The sequence below is a fragment of the Nitrococcus sp. genome (assembly GCF_059432795.1).
Genome location: NZ_JBXWZQ010000205.1, coordinates 1 through 15,501, shown reverse-complemented (window position 1 = coordinate 15,501; position 15,501 = coordinate 1). Strand labels below are relative to the sequence as shown.

The window sequence follows — 15,501 nt, the reverse complement described above, 5'->3', positions numbered from 1 at the left end:
GGCGCTGAGGTCGTTGATCATGAGATTGGCCATGGTTTTGCTCTCCTAAAGTGTTGCACTCATTGGGTTAAAAATTCGTTTCGGTCTGCTGCTCCGGAAGCCCTGTCGCTCCCGTTGCCTGAGTTATTGCAGCTCACGTGCCAACACCACCCGACAAATCGAAATAATTTATAACCTACTGTTTTTATTAAATACACTCAATCCACAGAGCAGAACCAGCAATTCGATGCTGCGCTGGGCGAGGAAGTTGAGTTCGTTACAGAAAAACTCTCGTGTCTCGAAATGACGCCTTTTAGAAAACTTTACCAGCACAGGCGTAAGTTATCCGCCTGATCCCGGAAGACAAGCCCCCGCGAGGCCACGGCCTGGACTGCGCTCTTGCGCCGAAAGGCTCGACGGGCGCCCCATGAAAGGTGGATACTGCAGAAGTTAAGCGTCGATCTGTGGGGATGTCTGGATGTTCGAGCCCAAGGTCTTGTTTGCAACCGACCTCGACGGGGACCTCGAACGCGGGCTGTACCTTGCAACCGATCTGGCACTGAAATACGCGGCGACGCTGTTACTGCTGCACGTGGTGCCCTTTCGCAACAACGATGGCGAGGCGCTCCTTCACCGCGTTCTCGAAGCATCTATGAAGCGCCCCGAACAGATACTCGCGGCGCTCACGCCAACCGATCCGGCGGTGCCGTATCGTCACCTGCTCCTGGCCGGGGAGCCCGAGGAGCGTATTCTGGAGGTGGCCGCGCGCGAGCGGGTCGACCGCATCCTGCTCGAGGTGCGGCCGCGCTCCGCGCTTCAGCGCACGCTCGGACGCAGTGCGATCGAACGCCTCGTGGCGCGAGCCCCCTGCCCGGTCGTAACCTACCGAGCCCCCCGCACTTCCGCTACTCACAACAAGCCGCGCCGTTCCAAGCCGCTGAATGGGGACATCCCGTTCCAGGCTCTGCAGACTATGCTGGGGGCACGCGTGGACGCGTTGGAGTGGTGGCTGTCGGTGCAACGCAGCGCCGTGCGCATGGTCGCAAGCCGCCTGGACGTCCAGGACGGAGTGGCGGGACTCATCGCCGGAGGAATACTCAGTATCGGGCCGGCGTTACGGGCCCGTGCGCAACGCCGGCTGGAACTGGAAGTCGGCGAGTTCGGGCGGGCAATGGGGGCGCTCGGCGTCTACGTGCTCGATGCGGACGGTGAGACGTTGCTGCGCTACGGGGTCAGTCCCGATCCGGGTGATACCTATGCACAGTTCCTGGAACGCGCCCGTGCTGAAGGCGCGGCGGTTTCGGTGCCGATGTCCGCCGCGGCGAACGGTCCTCGATCGGGCTGCGTGCTCCTGAGCGCGGCCACGGTAACGATACGTGGCGCACAGGACGCCTTGCTGGTCTATGTGTTCGACGCCCGGCGGGATTTTCTACGCATTCTTGCCCAGCCCGGGCCCGTGCCCTCCGCCGAGACCTATGCCATCGACAAGGACGGCATCATGTTGTCCAACAGCCGCTTCCCCGACCAACTGCGGCACGTGGGGCTGCTGCCGCCGGACAAGATGGTCCAGACCCCCTGCCTGCTGCGGGTATGCGACCCCGGCGGCAATCTCCTCGCAGGCTACATTCCCACCGTTCCCTACGATCAGTGCCCGCTCACGCTCATGGCCGCGCAGGTGACCGCCGGCCAGAGCGGTTTCGACAACCGCGGCTACCGGGACTACCGCGGTGTCGACGTGGTCGGGATCTGGCGTTGGCTGGATTCCTATGGATTTGGCGTCGCCGCGGAGATGGACTGCCCGGCGACCTAGCCAACCGCGGAGATGATCGAGCTTCATCGAAGCGCCGCCTCCAGGCGCACCAGACTCCTCGCCTGTGCGATTTGATCCCCACAGCCTCGGGGCCTTCCGAGCCGTCAGAACCATCGCTTCCCTGCGCGGCCCGCTGTGCCGGAAGGCTATCGCGAATGCGGCAGACCGGCGTGACCCTGGCGATCCTCGTCAGCGAATTCAGAGTGCCCCACAAACAACCATCCGATTTCGTTTACGCATTGTAAAGAAAGCCGATTCGCCGCGTGGATCGTTGGGCTGCCCGAGGCGGCGCCGACGCCGATAAGAAAACGGCGGAGCCGGGGCTCCGCCGTTGTGAGGCATCATCTCCTCCCGAGCGGGAGGGATGCTCATCAGCCTTCGACGTGGATGCGACGCGGCAGCGCTGTCTGCCGCTTACCGATCTCGATGATCAGCACGCCATTTGACCCACGCGCCTTGACAGCGTCCGGATCGGCCGTCTCCGGCAGCGAGAAACGCCGATAAAACACCCCGTGCGAGCGCTCCACGCGACGCACGCCACTCGTCTCGGATACGGCCTCGTGCTTGCGCTCGCCGCGAATACTCAGAACGCCGTTCTCCATGGTCACCTCGATGTCCTCGGGACTCACCCCCGGCACATCGGCTTCGACCAGGAAACGATTCTGATCCTCGCGGATATCCACCGCCGGGATCCACTGACTGGTCTCCACCGCAGACGTGTCGCGGTTGTAGTCGAACAGCGGATTGTCGAACAGCCGATTGATCTCATTGGTCAGATCGCGCAAGGGAAATCCACTTGGACGATAACGTACCAGATCCATAACTCATTACCTCCGTTGCTGTCTGCTCTCGGTGAATCGCTCACCAGTTCTGGGGAGCTAAATGGGGAATAATCCGCCGCGTTTCAAGGGGGGTAACGGCTGCCTCGGAGAATGGGGCAAGCCGCCCGGATGGGCGGCGCGGCGAAAGGCGATGGATAGAATCGTACGGGCTGCCAGACGAGCCCCATGTGCTGTAGGATCGACGCGTTCGCTGAATCGCTTAACCGGGAGCCAAGAACCATGCAAACCAAGCGCAAGCGAGTCCCGGACACCTGGGCGTGGTCTTTCGCCCTGCTCCTCGCAGTGGCCCTGCTCTTGCCGGGGTGTGGCATCAACGACATCCCCACCTATGACGAGCAGGTCAAATCAGCCTGGTCACAGGTGGAGAACCAATACCAGCGGCGGGCCGATCTGGTGCCCAACCTCGTGGAGACGGTCAAGGGCTTCGCCCGCCAGGAAAAGGAAACGCTGACCGCCGTCATGGAAGCACGCGCCAAGGCGACGTCCATCCAGGTGGATGCCGGCACCCTGGACGATCCCCGGAAACTGCAGCAATTTCAGCGGGCGCAGGAACAGCTCACGGGTGCGCTGAGCCGCCTGATGGCGGTTTCCGAGCGTTACCCGCAGCTCAGATCCAATCAGAACTTCCTCGCGCTCCAATCCCAGCTCGAGGGCACCGAGAACCGCATCGCCGTGGCCCGGCGCGACTTCATCACCGCCGTCCAGCGTTACAACACCGAGATTCGAACCTTCCCCGGACGCATCTGGCACAGCCTCCTCTACAGCGACATGCCGCTGCGTGAAAACTTCGAAGCCACCGCCGAGAACGCCGAGCAAGCGCCCGAAGTGAAGTTCTGATGAGCCATTATTCAAGAATGCCCGCGCTGGTCCTCTTGTTGCTGTACGCGCTAGCGGCGCCGGCTCAGCCCGAATTTCCGCCGCTCAGCGGTCGCGTGGTCGACCAGGCCGAATTATTGGATGCCTCGGTGGAATCCCGGTTGACGCGGATGCTCGCCGCGCACGAGAAGGCCACCTCGGACCAACTCGTGGTGGTCACGCTGGCGGATCTGCAAGGCTACCCCATCGAGGAATTCGGCTATCAGCTCGGGCGTTTCTGGGGTATCGGCCAGAAGGGCGAAAACAACGGGGTCTTGCTGATCGTCGCGGCGAAAGAGCGGAAAATTCGTATCGAGGTTGGCTACGGGTTGGAAGGCCGCCTGACGGATGCCCAGTCCTCGGTGATCATCAACCGGATCATCGCCCCGGCCTTCAAGCAGGGGGATTTCGCCGGCGGCATCACCCGCGGCGCGCAGGCGATACTGCAGGTTTTGGGAGGCCAGCCGCTCGCGGCAGAACCGGTATCTGCGCGCGGACGCGGGGCAGAGGCGCCCAAGCTGCCGGCGGCCATCCTGTTTTTCCTATTGATATTCATCGTCGTCAGCTTCCTCGGCCGGGGCCGACGCGGACGCGCCGTCCTCGGTGGGTTGCTGCTCGGAAGCCTGTTGGGTCGAGGCCGTTTCGGCGGTGGCGGCGGCTTCGGAGGCGGCGGTTTTGGAGGAGGCGGCGGTGGCTTCGGGGGCGGCGGCGCCTCCGGTGGCTGGTAATTCCATTCCCTGAGCACGAACAGCCCATGACATTACTGAGCACAAGCGATCAAGAGCAGGTGGCCGAGGCGATCACCCGCATCGAGCGGGAAACCGACGCCGAAGTCGTGACGGTTCTGACGGCTAGAGCGGATGACTATGCGTATATCCCACTGCTGTGGGCGGGGATCGTCTCGTTGGTCGTGCCCGGCGCCGCCATCCTGCTCCTCGACTGGTGGTCGGCGTCCCTCCTGCTGCTGGTGCAGTGGGCGACGTTCATTGTGCTGAGCCTGCTGTTCCGGCTGCCACGGATCACCACGCGCCTCATCCCTCGCTCGGTCAGGCATTGGCGGGCATCGAATCTCGCCCGCCGACAGTTTCTGGAGCAGAATCTGCATCGTACCGAGGGCGGCACCGGCATGCTGATCTTCGTCGCGGAAGCCGAGCGCTACGTGGAAATCCTGGTCGACCACGGCATATCCAGCCGTCTCGGCGACGAGGTCTGGCAAAGCCTGGTCAGCGGGTTCACCCAGCGAGTCAGGCAGGGCCGGACGCTGCAGGGCTTCCTGGAGTGCATCGAAGCCTGCGGCGAGCACCTCAAGGAACACCTGCCCGCCACGCACTCGCGCGACGAATTGCCGAATCACCTGATCATCCTGCCCTAGGCCTCTCGCGCCTGAACCCTACGCCTCACAGCACCCGGTCTGCGTAAAACCCGCGATAACGGCGAGCCCAAGTTGTCGGGATACCTTACAGGTTTCCCGGACTCGACCGTGCTGAATTCTCGCAATGCTAGAAAAATAGCCAATATTCATGCATTGGCCCGGTACTTGCCTTATCAGATCCGTTGCAATTATTTTTTTGAGGGGATAACCAATGGAACTGGGAAAATCACTTGGGGCTTTATTCGTCAGCGGGTTACTCACATTCGCTTCATCGGCCTTCGCGAACGTGGTGACCGTGGACTTCACGGGCAATGGCGGGCTTCAAGCCGGCGATTCCATGAACTTCTCGTCGGGCGGCGTCAATGTAACGGCAACGGCCGGCGCCTTCGCGCTCAATGGCGAGCACAGCATCAATTCGCGCATCGGCCAATACAGCCGAGGTCTCGGCAACACGACAAACTACGCGTATGACTGGGAATGGTGCTTTATCGGCTGCATTACCGGGACCCAAACCGTGAGCGACAGCAGCCACGAAGTGGACGACCACGAGCGTCACGGGCACGGTGTTCGCGAGTACATCAAGCTCGACCTCGGCGGCCTCATGGCGAGCCTCATCGGGGTTCAGTTCGGCTATCACGGATCCAATGACGACTCCGCCACCGCCATTTCGATCAGCCCGATGGACATTATTTATTCCGGCGGCGAGTCCAGCGTGGAGGCGGACGATTTTACCCCGCACCTCTCCAGCGTCTTCTGGGTCGGGGCCTATGACCCGAATAATAACAACAACGACTGGAAGCTAAAGAACGCCACCTTCCAGATCGAGTCACGCCCGCCCTCCTCCGTTCCGCTTCCGGCGACTTGGGTTCTGATCGCTGGGGGCCTCGCCGGCCTCGGCATGATGCGGCGCAAGCAAGCGCGCCGGCGCGGGATGAAGGGCTAGACGGGCCGTTCTACGCAGGCGTAAGGCTTTTGATCCTCAGACCCGCCCGCGAGCGTCGCTGAGGTAACAACATGCTTGGCGGCGTGCCGGTTGTCCGGCACGCCGCCTCGCCTTATCCGTCGCCGCAACATCGCGAAACTGCCCTGACGGCGCGCCGCTGACCGCCACCGCCACAGGGACGGCTGAATCCAGTCGGGAACTCCCGCTGCTTATCAGCTCCGTGCGCTTGGGCGACTGCCGGCTAAAGCCGCTCGTCCACTTTCTTGCAAACCACCGAGGTACCCACCGGCCAACCTTGCGCCGGGCACGGGGCATGTCCCGGCGCGACAGCGAATGGTTATTACCTGCGATTGAAAGTATCATTGCGAATTGTTACTTTTTGCAGCCCAATTGCTGCAGTTAAGCCCTATGTCGGAGAATTACAATGAATCAATCACTCCAACCCAAACTCACCGTCTGGATCGGACTGCTTTGCGCACCGGCCTTGGCCGCGGCGGCGCAGCCCGGTTCAAAGCCCTTGATGCTGGAACGAGTCAGAGTGGTGAAACCCGAGGGCCAGCTCGGCTCCACGCCCGGCTCGGCCCACCATCTCGATGAGAGCGACATCCGGCAGCAAAGCTATGCCGACGTCAATCGGGTGCTGCGCAAGGTGCCCGGCGTCTATGTGCGCGAGGAGGATGGCTACGGCTTGTTCCCCAACATCAGCCTGCGCGGCGTGGACACCTCGCGCTCGGCCAAGATCACCATCATGGAGGACGGCGTGCTCACGGCGCCGGCACCCTACTCGGCCCCATCCGCGTACTATTCCCCGAGCGCGGGACGCATGAGCGGTTTGGAGGTGCTCAAGGGCAGCAGCCAGGTGAAATACGGCCCGCAGACCACCGGCGGCGTGATCAACTACCTTTCCACCCCCATCCCCACCGAGCAACGTACCTACGTGCGCAGCCTTTACGGCAGCTACAACGAGCTTCGGGTGCATGCGTTCACGGGCAATACGCTGGACACGTCCGTAGGCAAAATCGGCTATCTGGTGGAGGGCTACGCCCGCCGTGCCGACGGCTTCAAGAGCATTGATCGAACCCCCGACTTTCGCGATAGCGAGAAGACGGGCTTCAGCAACCTGGAGCCCATGATCAAGCTGAGCTGGGAGCCCAACTCCGCGATGTATCAGCGCTTCGAGTTCAAATACGGCCATACGGACAGGGACGCCGACGAGACCTATCTGGGCCTGTCCGATGATGACTTCAATAACGACCCGTATCGCCGCTACGCGGCTTCACGCTTCGACAACATCGACACCCAGCACGATCGCACCTACCTGCGCCACCTCATCGCGCCCACCGACAACCTGGACATCCTCACCACCGTTTATTACGCGGGCTTCGAGCGTAACTGGTTCAAGCTGAACGACCTGCGCGACATCCCGGGCGTAGGCAACATGAGCCTTTCCGAGGCGCTGGCCGGGGGCGCCGGAGGGGCCGGTCTGGCTGTGCTCAAGGGCGAGGCCCCGGGCACGCTGAGGTTGCGCAACAACAGCCGTAAGTACGGCCTTCAGGGAATCGAGTCGGTGGCGCACTACGGCTTCAACACCGGCGCGCTGCGGCACGAACTCTCCGTGGGGGGCCGGGCGCACTACGATTACGTGCGCCGCTTCCAGCGCGACGAGCTGTTCGTGCAGGAGGCGAACGGCACGATCAGCAGCCAGGACCCCGGCACCCCGGGCGATGCCGGGAATCGCAAACAGGAGACGAACGCGCTCGCCACCTACGTTCAGGATGAAATCCGCTACGGTCAGTGGACGTTCATGCCGGGCGTGCGCTTCGAGCACCTGGATTATAAGTTCACCGATTTCGCCAACCAGGCAAACAGCGGCTCCACGTCGAACAATCTATGGGGCGGCGGCCTGGGCGTGGTCTACGCCTGGAATTCGGCCTGGTCCACCTTCGGCGGCGCTTATCGGGGCTTCTCCCCCGCCGGACCCAGTGGCAGCCTCAACGGCGTGAACGAGGAGACCAGCCTCGGCCTGGAGCTCGGCACGCGTTACACCGATCCCAACCAGGCCCTGCGCGCCGAGGTGGTGGGCTTTCTCACCGAATTCGACGACCTGATCGTCATCGACAACATCGGCGGCACCGGCACCGGGCAGACGGAGAACTTCGGCGAGGTGCGGGCTTACGGGGCAGAAGTCTTTCTCTCCTACGACCCCGGCATCGCCAACAAGTGGGCGGTGCGCAACCCCTATTTCGTGAGCTTCACCTATACCAACGCGGAGCAGCAAAACGACGCGCAGTCCACCGATCCGGAGTCCATCTTCAGCTTCGGCGAGAAAGGCAACAAGGTCCCCTACATCCCCGAGTTCCAGCTCACCGCGGGTGCCGGTGTGGAGACGAACCAGTGGGGTCTCAACGCACGGATAATCTATGTTGACGAGACGTTCACGAGCGCCAGCAATACCAGCGGGCAAGTCGACGGGGCCGGCAACCCCGACGCCCGGTTCGGCAAAACGGACTCGTACTGGCTCGCCGACCTCACCGGTCGTTACCAGATCACCAATGCCGTGAAGCTGCTCGCCGGCGTCCACAATCTCCTGGACAAGGAGTACCTGGTCTCGCGCCAGCCCCACGGGCCGCGTCCCGGCCTGCCAAGGTTCCTCTATGCGGGCATCGAGGTCCAGATGTAACCGGCCTGTCCGAATCGTCATGTGACTCCGCCAGTAGCGGCGCCCCCGGTATGGCCACTGTCACCGGGGGCGCTTGACCGATACCAGGTTCGGCCGCGCCGGGCCGAAACGCGGCGCCGCGGGTCGATTCAGTCATCGACAAGAACCGCCGGTGCCGGCAGAATTCCGTTACCCGAATCACTTGGAGTCGCAACTTGCAGATCCTCGAGACAATGCAGGCCGCGGAGCACGAGCAGGTGGTTTTCTGCCGCGACCGCGAGACCGGCCTGCGCGCCATCGTGGCTATTCACGACACCCGGCTGGGCCCCGGGCTTGGCGGCATTCGCATCCGCGAGTACGAATCCGAGCACGCCGCGCTGACCGACGTACTGCGCCTGTCGCAGGCCATGAGCTACAAAAACGCCTGTGCCGGCCTGCATTTCGGCGGTGCCAAAGCGGTGATCCAGGCGCCCCTGCCCCCGGACCGGCGAGCCGCATTCCTTGCCATGGGCCATATCGTCGCCGGGTTGGCCGGGCGGTATGTCGCGACCGAAGACATGGGCATGAGCGAGCCGGACGTCGCCGTGCTCAACGAAGTCACGAAATTCGCCGTCGGCCGGGCGCGGGAGGCCGGCGGCTCCGGCGATCCGTCGCCGCATACCGCCCAGGGTGTCTTCGTGGGCATGCGCGCCGCCATGCGCGCTGCCGGCCTCGGCTCGGATTTCGCCGGCAAGCGGATCGCCGTGCAGGGCTGCGGCAAGGTCGGTCTGGGCCTCATCGAGCGTCTCGTTGCAGCCCGGGCCCGCGTGCAGGCGGCGGATACGCTCGCCGCCGGTGTCGAGTCGGCGCGTGCCGCCGGCGCGGAGATCGTCGCGGCGGACGAAATCCTCTTCCAGCAAGTTGACGTGGTGGCACCCTGCGCCGTCGGCGCCGTGCTGAACGCCGATTCCATCCCCAGGCTGCGATGCAAGGTAGTGGCCGGTGGCGCCAACAACCAACTCGCCACCGACGCGGACGCCGATCGCCTGAGCGAGCGCGGCATCGTCTACGCTCCGGATTTCGTCATCAATGCCGGCGGCGTCATCAATGTCGGTGACGAGCTGGAAGCCGGCGGCTACGACGACGCGCGCGTCGCCCGGAGGGTCGCCGCGATCGAGCAGACGCTGGACGGCATCTTCTCCGAGGCGGCCGAGTCCAACCGCACGACCGCGCAGATCGCCATTGCTCGCGCGCGGCGCCACATTCAGTCCGGCTAGGCGCGTGGGCGGCCCACGGCGTGCTTGAGTGACGGTGAGAAGCGCGGCACCTGCGCCGCGTACTTCCGGTAGCGCTGCCCGAAGACCGCGATCAGATCCCGCTCCTCACAGATGGTGCCGAGCACGATATACGCGCTCATGCCGGCGGAGAATAGCGCATGACCGGCGCTCATCTGCGGCACGCTCCAAAAGGCGAGCAGAAAACCGCTCATCATCGGGTGACGCACCCAACGGTAGGGCCCCGGTGTCTTGAAGGCGCTTGCCGGGCTGCGGGTACCGTGCCAATGGTTCCAGACCTGCCGCAGACCGAATAACTCGAAGTGATCGATCAGGAACGTGGACACGAACAACAATCCCCAACCGAACACAAAGCCCGCCCAGAGCAGGCCGCGCAGCCATGCGGCGTGCGCCGACCAGAGCGTGGCGGGCAGCGGCCGCCAACAGACATACAGCACGATCAACGCCAGGCTCGAGACCAATACGTAGGTGCTGCGCTCCGCCGGCTCGGGCACGAACCGTGTCCAGAAGCGCTTGAAACCGGCGCGCGCCATCACGCTGTGCTGAAGACCAAACAAGGCGATCAGTGCCAGATCAACGGCAAGCGCCACCGGCCAGGCCACGGCGGGACCGCTATCCACGCCCTTGGGCACGCCGCTGCCGGCGAGAAACCCGATCAGATAGACGAATGTGCCCAAGAACACCAAATAGCTGAGCACGCCATGCACGGCAATCATGGGCTTCGACATGACATGACCTCCTGAGATTGCGTCGGCCGTACGGCAACGATTGTCCAATTCCAGCCCCTCCCGACAAGTACGGAATCCGTACTGGCCGCTGCCCCGGAGCCCGCGTTATAGTCCCCGCATGCGCGGATACGGCCAGTTCTGCCCATTGGCACGCGCCGCGGAGATACTCTGTGAGCGCTGGACTTTGCTGATCGTGCGCGAGCTGTTGTACGGCAGCGAGCGCTTCAACGCGATCCATCGGGGGGTGCCCTTGATCTCGCGCACCGTGCTCTCCGAGCGGCTGGCAACGCTGCGCGCCGCTGGTGTCGTCAGCCGCGGCCGCGAGGGCGGTTACCGTCTCACCGAGTCGGGATGGGCGCTGCTGCCCATCGTCATGAGCCTGGCGCGGTGGGGCGACGAATGGATTCAAGATGAGTTCCGCCGTGAGCACCTCGACGTCGGTCTGCTCATGTGGGACATGCGGCGCAATCTGCGTATTGATGCCCTGCCACGGCGCCACGGGGTGATTGCGCTTACCTTCACTGATGCCCCCAAGGGCAAGCGCCGTTGGGGGCTCGTGATCGAGCCGGGAAGCGTCGCTCTCTGCCTCAACGATCCGGGCTTCGAGCCCGACCTGTGGCTGACCATGGACGTGCGCACCCTGACCGAAGCCTGGGTCGGTCATCGCGACCTACGCCGGGCACTGGAGCGCGGGGATATCCGCACCCACGGCGATCGTGAACTCGCGCGGAGCCTGCCGCGTTGGCTGCCGGGAAGCCCCGCCACGCAACACCGCCGCGACGAGGCCGGGCATGCCCCATCGGCCTGAGCCACGGCGCGCTCGAGGCGCTGTCACAGGACCCGCCATGAGCTAAAAAAGGCCGCTAGCTGCCGATCTGTGCCGTTGATCTCAGAATCCCGGTTCTGTGAACGCCGTGCGCGCCGCGCCGCGCCGCGCGAACCGGCACGGCGAAAGCGCTTGCCCAGACTATAATTTCGTTAATCCGCTCTTTTGTCGGTGCTCTTGATCGGAGAGGATCGTCTGCGCGAGCGTCGCATGATCGGCGGGCGAATCGGACTACCAAGAAAATCGCCGGGAAAGCTAACTCATGAAAACGACACGGCATTTTTTCATCAGCGACGATCTCGATGATCTGGAGCGCCTGGAGGAAGACCTCGAACGCCGGGGCGTGGTCGAACCTCAGGTTCACGTACTGACCCTGGACGACGCCAGTGCTCATCAGCACCACCATCTCCACAAGGTGGTCTCCCTCATGAAGCGGGACATCGTCCATTCCACGCTCATCGGAGCGGCGGTCGGTCTAGGTGCGGCCGTTCTCGTGCTCGCGCTCGCCCATTTCGCGGGCTGGACCAACACCGGCGCGGGCTGGATACCGTTCGTCTTCCTCGCCGTCATCGCGCTCGGGTTTTTCGCATGGGAAGGCGGGCTGCGGGGCATCGAAACGCCCAACGTGCATTTCAAACGTTTCGAGGACGCGCTGAACAACGGAAGGCATGTGTTCTTCGTTGATCTCGAGCCGAATCAGACTCAGCTGCTCGAGGAGGTGGCCGGCAAACATCCGAGCGTGGAGCCGGCGGGCACCGGTGCCGGGGCACCGCACTGGATCGTTACCTGGCAATACCGTCTGAAGCGTTTCTTCGTGGAGACGTTTCCCTAGCCGGGGTCGAGCGCGCTCATCCAGGCTCGCTCACCTTGGGCCGTTGACCCTGCATGGGCTTGCCGGCCACCATCAGATACACCTCTTCGGCGATATCGGTGACGTGGTCCCCGGCTCGTTCTAGCCCCTTGGCGATGAACAACAGTTGCGTGCTGTCGGCGACGTACCGGCTGTCATCACGCATCAGCCCAAGCAAGTGCTTGAATAGATTCGCATAGACGGCATCCAACTCGGCGTCGTCCGTCCAGGCGACATTGGCCGCCTCGGCGTCGTGTTGCGTATAGGCCTTCATGACGCGGCGCAGCATGGACTGGATGCGGGTGGCCATCCACTTGAGCTGCGCGGCGAGCTCGGCATCGACGGAACCGCTCAGACGCAGCGCGCGCTTGGCAGTGTTTTTGGCGTAATCGCCGATGCGCTCAAGATGCGGCGCGATCCGCGCGGCGGCCAGAATGGCGCGCAGGTCCTCCGCCATGGCCTGCTGACGCCCCAGTGTGCGAGCGCTGTGCTGGTTGATGCGATCCTGCAAGGCGTCGGCGTGCGCGTCGCTTTCGATGACGGTGCGCGCGGTCTCGACATCCCCGCTGGTCAACGCCGTCACCGCACTGTTCAGCTGTTCACTGACGTGAATGGCGAGCTGGATCACGTCGTCTCGCAACGCCTTCAAGTCCTCGTCGAACACGCGCAGGGTGTGTTTCTCGCTCATGAGCCTTCCTTCTTACAGGGCATTAGCCGAAACGGCCGGTGATATAGGCATTGGTCATCGAGTTTTGCGGCGTGGTGAACAGCTTGTCGGTGACATCGTATTCCACGAGCTTGCCCAGGTGCATATAGGCCGTGAAGTCGGAAATGCGTGCTGCCTGCTGCATGTTGTGCGTAACGATGACCACCGTGACGGTATCGCGCAGCGTGGTGAACAAATCCTCGATTTTGGCGGTGGCGATAGGGTCCAGCGCCGAAGTCGGCTCATCGAGCAGCAGAATCTCCGGCTGCGGGGCGAGCGCACGGGCGATGCACAGCCGCTGCTGTTGGCCCCCTGACAGGCCGTAGGCCGAATCGTGCAAGCGGTCCTTAACTTCATCCCATAGCGCGGCGCTGCGCAGCGCTTGTTCGACGCGCTCATAGAGCGTGTTTTTGCCGTTGATGCCGCGCACACGCAGACCGGCCGCCACATTCTCGAAAATCGATTTCGGAAACGGATTGGGTTTCTGGAACACCATGCCGATGCGCAGCCGCACCATCCCGGGATCCATCTCGATGAGATTGCGGTCCTCGGGATAGAGCCGGATCTCGCCGGCATAGCGGTTGCCGGGGTAGAGATCGTGCATGCGGTTAAAGCAACGCAACAAAGTGCTCTTGCCGCAACCGGAGGCCCCGATGACCGCGGTGACCTTGCAGTCCACGACCGCCATGCTGACCGACTTCAGCGCCTGGGTCGCACCGTACCAAAAGTCCAGCGCACGGACCTCGGCGCGCAAGGCGGGCGCCGAGTCCGGGTCGGCTCGGACATTCGGAGTCGTTTTGCCAGGCGTCTTGGGGGAGGATGTCATCTCGTTCATGAGTAATTTTGCTTGGGTTGTTGAGCCTTTCGGCATAGTTCCAATGCCCCTCCTTCCCTTTTCCAATGCTCCGCCTTCCATTAGCGCTGCAGCCGGCGCAGGCGCAAGCGAATATAGATGGCCAGCGCATTCATCGTCAGGGTCATCACCATCAGCACCACCCCCGTGGCAGCGGCGTTGACGTGAAACTCCGCCTGCGGGCGCGAAACCCAGTTGAACAACTGGATGGGCATGACGGTGAATGGGCTGGTAAGCCAATCGAAATTGATGAACGGTGGCTCGGACTGGAGGGGCATCGGCGGCAAAAAGGCGATGAACGTCAGCGCGCCAATGGTGATGAGTGGCGCCGCCTCGCCGATCGCGCGCGCCAGTCCAACAATGACACCGGTGAATATACCGGGCCGCGCCGCCGGCAGGACGTACATCCGCACCACCTGCCATTTGTCCGCGCCTAAGCCATAGGCGGCCTCGCGCAGCTCCAAGGGAATGCCGCGCACGGCCTCTCGCGTGGCGACGATGATCACCGGCAGGATCAGCAGCGCGAGCGTCAGACCGGCGGTAAGAATGGTCTCGCCCAGGTTGAAGGCGTATACGAACAATCCGAGCGCCAGCAGCCCATAGATGATGGACGGCACGCCCGCCAAGTTACTCACGTTGATCTCGATGATGTCCGTCAGCCAGTTCTTGGGCGCGTATTCCTCCAGGTAGAGTCCCGCCGCCACCCCGAGGGGAATGGCGATCGCGGCCGTTACCAGCATCACCAGGCTGGTACCGACGATCGCCGAGATGATGCCCGCCTCCTCCGGATGACGCGACGGGAATTGAGTGTAAAAATCCGGATTGACCAACCGCTCCCAGCCGCTGACGAACAGGCTGATAAACACGCCCGCAAGCAGGAGGGTGGCGATAACCAGCACCACAATGCCGATACCGGCCATGGTCACGTCGGTGCGGCGATTCGCGGCGACGATACGCGCCGGATCGGTCTGTTGGTTGGCGGACAATGAGCTAGCCATCAGTACACTTCCCGAAAACGCCGGCGCAGGTAAAAGCCGATGAGATTGAATAGCAGGGTGATCAGGAACAACACCAGCCCGGCGGCAAAGACCGACTGATAGGCGATGGAACCATGCGGCAGGTCGCCCATCGCCATCTGTACGATGTAGGCCGTAATGGTGGCCGCGCCCTCCAACGGGTCGAAGCCGAAATTGGGATTCTGTCCGGCGGCGATGGCCACCACCATGGTCTCCCCCACGGCGCGCGACATCCCGAGGATGAAGGCCGCCGTGATACCGGAAAGGGCGCCGGGAATCACCACCTGGGCGGGCCACCCGGAAACGGGAGTAACCCAGCGCATAGCCCGCCTCACGCAGCCCCATGGGCACATTGCGCATGGCATCCTCGCTGACCGACGCCGTATAGGGCAGGATCATGATGCCCATCACGAGACCCGGGGCGAGCAGGTTGAAACCGGCAAGCCCCGGAATAAAGCTCTGCAACAGGGGGGTGAGGAAAAGCAGCGCGAAGAAGCCGTATACGACGGTGGGCACGCCCTCCAGCAGCTCCAGGAAGGGCTTGACCGTCTCGCGCAACCGCGGATTGGCATACTCGCTAAGGAAAATGGCCAACCCCAGCCCCGCGGGGACGGCCACCGCGAGCGCGATTCCGGCTACTGTCAGCGTGGCCGAGACGAGCGTCATCACCCCGAAGCGCGCGTTTTCGAAAACCGGCGTCCACTGCGTATCGGTGAGAAAGTCAAGGAGCGAAACCTGCTCGAAAAACGGGATCGAATCACGGATCAGCACATAGACGATGCCGAGCG

The 15,501-nt window shown here is 63.2% G+C and carries 15 protein-coding genes and 1 pseudogene; 9 read left to right on the top strand and 7 right to left on the bottom strand.

Going from position 1 to position 15,501, the window contains the following annotated elements; all coding sequences use genetic code 11:
• Positions 1-457 precede the first annotated feature (457 nt).
• The gene (locus AC52Q4_RS14560; protein ID WP_495537522.1) at positions 458-1,789 is read left to right on the top strand and encodes a universal stress protein; all 1,332 of its coding nucleotides are present in this window, start codon (positions 458-460) and stop codon (positions 1,787-1,789) included.
• Between the two features lie 371 nt (positions 1,790-2,160).
• Here AC52Q4_RS14560 and AC52Q4_RS14555 read toward each other — a convergent pair whose 3' ends face one another.
• Complete coding sequence (locus AC52Q4_RS14555) at positions 2,161-2,610, bottom strand: Hsp20/alpha crystallin family protein (protein WP_495537521.1); 450 nt, start codon at positions 2,608-2,610, stop codon at positions 2,161-2,163.
• 240 nt (positions 2,611-2,850) lie between these two features.
• Between AC52Q4_RS14555 and AC52Q4_RS14550 the strand changes: the two genes are divergently transcribed.
• The 6 genes from AC52Q4_RS14550 to AC52Q4_RS14525 all read left to right on the top strand — a co-directional run bounded on the left by AC52Q4_RS14550 (position 2,851) and on the right by AC52Q4_RS14525 (position 9,716).
• Entirely contained in the window at positions 2,851-3,468 is a 618-nt protein-coding gene (locus AC52Q4_RS14550; RefSeq protein ID WP_495537520.1) for a LemA family protein, read from the top strand.
• Positions 3,468-4,214 (top strand): TPM domain-containing protein, encoded by a 747-nt coding sequence (locus tag AC52Q4_RS14545; protein ID WP_495537519.1) that lies wholly within the window; start codon positions 3,468-3,470, stop codon positions 4,212-4,214. The genes AC52Q4_RS14550 and AC52Q4_RS14545 overlap by 1 nt, the downstream gene beginning before the upstream one ends.
• Before the next feature lie 26 nt (positions 4,215-4,240).
• Positions 4,241-4,858, top strand: coding sequence for a TPM domain-containing protein (locus tag AC52Q4_RS14540; RefSeq protein WP_495537518.1), 618 nt, complete (start codon positions 4,241-4,243; stop codon positions 4,856-4,858).
• A 211-nt stretch (positions 4,859-5,069) separates the two neighbouring features.
• Positions 5,070-5,801, top strand: coding sequence for a VPLPA-CTERM sorting domain-containing protein (locus tag AC52Q4_RS14535; protein WP_495537517.1), 732 nt, complete (start codon positions 5,070-5,072; stop codon positions 5,799-5,801).
• A gap of 424 nt (positions 5,802-6,225) precedes the next feature.
• Positions 6,226-8,481: a TonB-dependent receptor family protein gene (locus AC52Q4_RS14530; RefSeq protein WP_495537516.1), complete on the top strand. Its 2,256-nt coding sequence runs from the start codon at positions 6,226-6,228 to the stop codon at positions 8,479-8,481.
• Between the two features lie 194 nt (positions 8,482-8,675).
• Positions 8,676-9,716 carry a Glu/Leu/Phe/Val family dehydrogenase gene (locus AC52Q4_RS14525; RefSeq protein ID WP_495537515.1) on the top strand — a complete coding sequence of 347 codons (1,041 nt, stop codon included), beginning with the start codon at positions 8,676-8,678 and terminating at the stop codon, positions 9,714-9,716.
• Here the strand turns inward: AC52Q4_RS14525 and mddA are convergent.
• On the bottom strand, positions 9,713-10,462 hold the full coding sequence (gene mddA, locus AC52Q4_RS14520; protein ID WP_495537514.1) for a methanethiol S-methyltransferase: 750 nt from the start codon (positions 10,460-10,462) through the stop codon (positions 9,713-9,715). The genes AC52Q4_RS14525 and mddA overlap by 4 nt on opposite strands.
• 118 nt (positions 10,463-10,580) lie before the next feature.
• Between mddA and AC52Q4_RS14515 the strand changes: the two genes are divergently transcribed.
• A complete protein-coding gene (locus tag AC52Q4_RS14515) occupies positions 10,581-11,270 on the top strand; it encodes a winged helix-turn-helix transcriptional regulator (protein ID WP_495537513.1) in 690 nt (229 codons plus the stop codon).
• Positions 11,271-11,550: 280 nt separating this feature from the next.
• Positions 11,551-12,120 carry an NAD/FAD-utilizing enzyme gene (locus AC52Q4_RS14510; protein ID WP_495537512.1) on the top strand — a complete coding sequence of 190 codons (570 nt, stop codon included), beginning with the start codon at positions 11,551-11,553 and terminating at the stop codon, positions 12,118-12,120.
• A gap of 16 nt (positions 12,121-12,136) precedes the next feature.
• On the opposite strand, the gene phoU is transcribed toward AC52Q4_RS14510, so the two are convergent.
• From phoU to AC52Q4_RS14485, 5 genes and pseudogenes are all read right to left on the bottom strand, one after another.
• Positions 12,137-12,826, bottom strand: coding sequence for a phosphate signaling complex protein PhoU (phoU, locus tag AC52Q4_RS14505; RefSeq protein WP_495537511.1), 690 nt, complete (start codon positions 12,824-12,826; stop codon positions 12,137-12,139).
• A gap of 22 nt (positions 12,827-12,848) precedes the next feature.
• Positions 12,849-13,679, bottom strand: a complete 831-nt coding sequence (pstB, locus tag AC52Q4_RS14500) for a phosphate ABC transporter ATP-binding protein PstB (RefSeq protein WP_495537510.1) — start codon at positions 13,677-13,679, stop codon at positions 12,849-12,851.
• Between the two features lie 80 nt (positions 13,680-13,759).
• Positions 13,760-14,695, bottom strand: a complete 936-nt coding sequence (gene pstA, locus AC52Q4_RS14495) for a phosphate ABC transporter permease PstA (RefSeq protein WP_495537523.1) — start codon at positions 14,693-14,695, stop codon at positions 13,760-13,762.
• Positions 14,695-14,946 (bottom strand): hypothetical protein, encoded by a 252-nt coding sequence (locus tag AC52Q4_RS14490; RefSeq protein WP_495537524.1) that lies wholly within the window; start codon positions 14,944-14,946, stop codon positions 14,695-14,697. The genes pstA and AC52Q4_RS14490 overlap by 1 nt, the downstream gene beginning before the upstream one ends.
• Positions 14,947-15,064: 118 nt before the next feature.
• Positions 15,065-15,379, bottom strand: a pseudogene (locus AC52Q4_RS14485) (PstC family ABC transporter permease); the annotation flags it as partial.
• Between the last annotated feature and the right edge of the window lie 122 nt (positions 15,380-15,501).

Excerpts from the sequence above, each read along its gene's own strand:
- phoU (WP_495537511.1), bottom strand. The coding sequence starts at position 12,826 with ATGAGCGAGAAACACACCCTGCGCGTGTTCGACGAGGACTTGAAGGCG.
- AC52Q4_RS14530 (WP_495537516.1), top strand. The coding sequence starts at position 6,226 with ATGAATCAATCACTCCAACCCAAACTCACCGTCTGGATCGGACTGCTT.
- AC52Q4_RS14545 (WP_495537519.1), top strand. The coding sequence starts at position 3,468 with ATGAGCCATTATTCAAGAATGCCCGCGCTGGTCCTCTTGTTGCTGTAC.
- AC52Q4_RS14510 (WP_495537512.1), top strand. The coding sequence starts at position 11,551 with ATGAAAACGACACGGCATTTTTTCATCAGCGACGATCTCGATGATCTG.
- AC52Q4_RS14540 (WP_495537518.1), top strand. The coding sequence starts at position 4,241 with ATGACATTACTGAGCACAAGCGATCAAGAGCAGGTGGCCGAGGCGATC.
- mddA (WP_495537514.1), bottom strand. The coding sequence starts at position 10,462 with ATGTCGAAGCCCATGATTGCCGTGCATGGCGTGCTCAGCTATTTGGTG.
- pstB (WP_495537510.1), bottom strand. The coding sequence starts at position 13,679 with ATGAACGAGATGACATCCTCCCCCAAGACGCCTGGCAAAACGACTCCG.
- AC52Q4_RS14515 (WP_495537513.1), top strand. The coding sequence starts at position 10,581 with ATGCGCGGATACGGCCAGTTCTGCCCATTGGCACGCGCCGCGGAGATA.
- pstA (WP_495537523.1), bottom strand. The coding sequence starts at position 14,695 with ATGGCTAGCTCATTGTCCGCCAACCAACAGACCGATCCGGCGCGTATC.
- AC52Q4_RS14535 (WP_495537517.1), top strand. The coding sequence starts at position 5,070 with ATGGAACTGGGAAAATCACTTGGGGCTTTATTCGTCAGCGGGTTACTC.
- AC52Q4_RS14490 (WP_495537524.1), bottom strand. The coding sequence starts at position 14,946 with ATGTCGCGCGCCGTGGGGGAGACCATGGTGGTGGCCATCGCCGCCGGA.
- AC52Q4_RS14555 (WP_495537521.1), bottom strand. The coding sequence starts at position 2,610 with ATGGATCTGGTACGTTATCGTCCAAGTGGATTTCCCTTGCGCGATCTG.
- AC52Q4_RS14550 (WP_495537520.1), top strand. The coding sequence starts at position 2,851 with ATGCAAACCAAGCGCAAGCGAGTCCCGGACACCTGGGCGTGGTCTTTC.
- AC52Q4_RS14560 (WP_495537522.1), top strand. The coding sequence starts at position 458 with ATGTTCGAGCCCAAGGTCTTGTTTGCAACCGACCTCGACGGGGACCTC.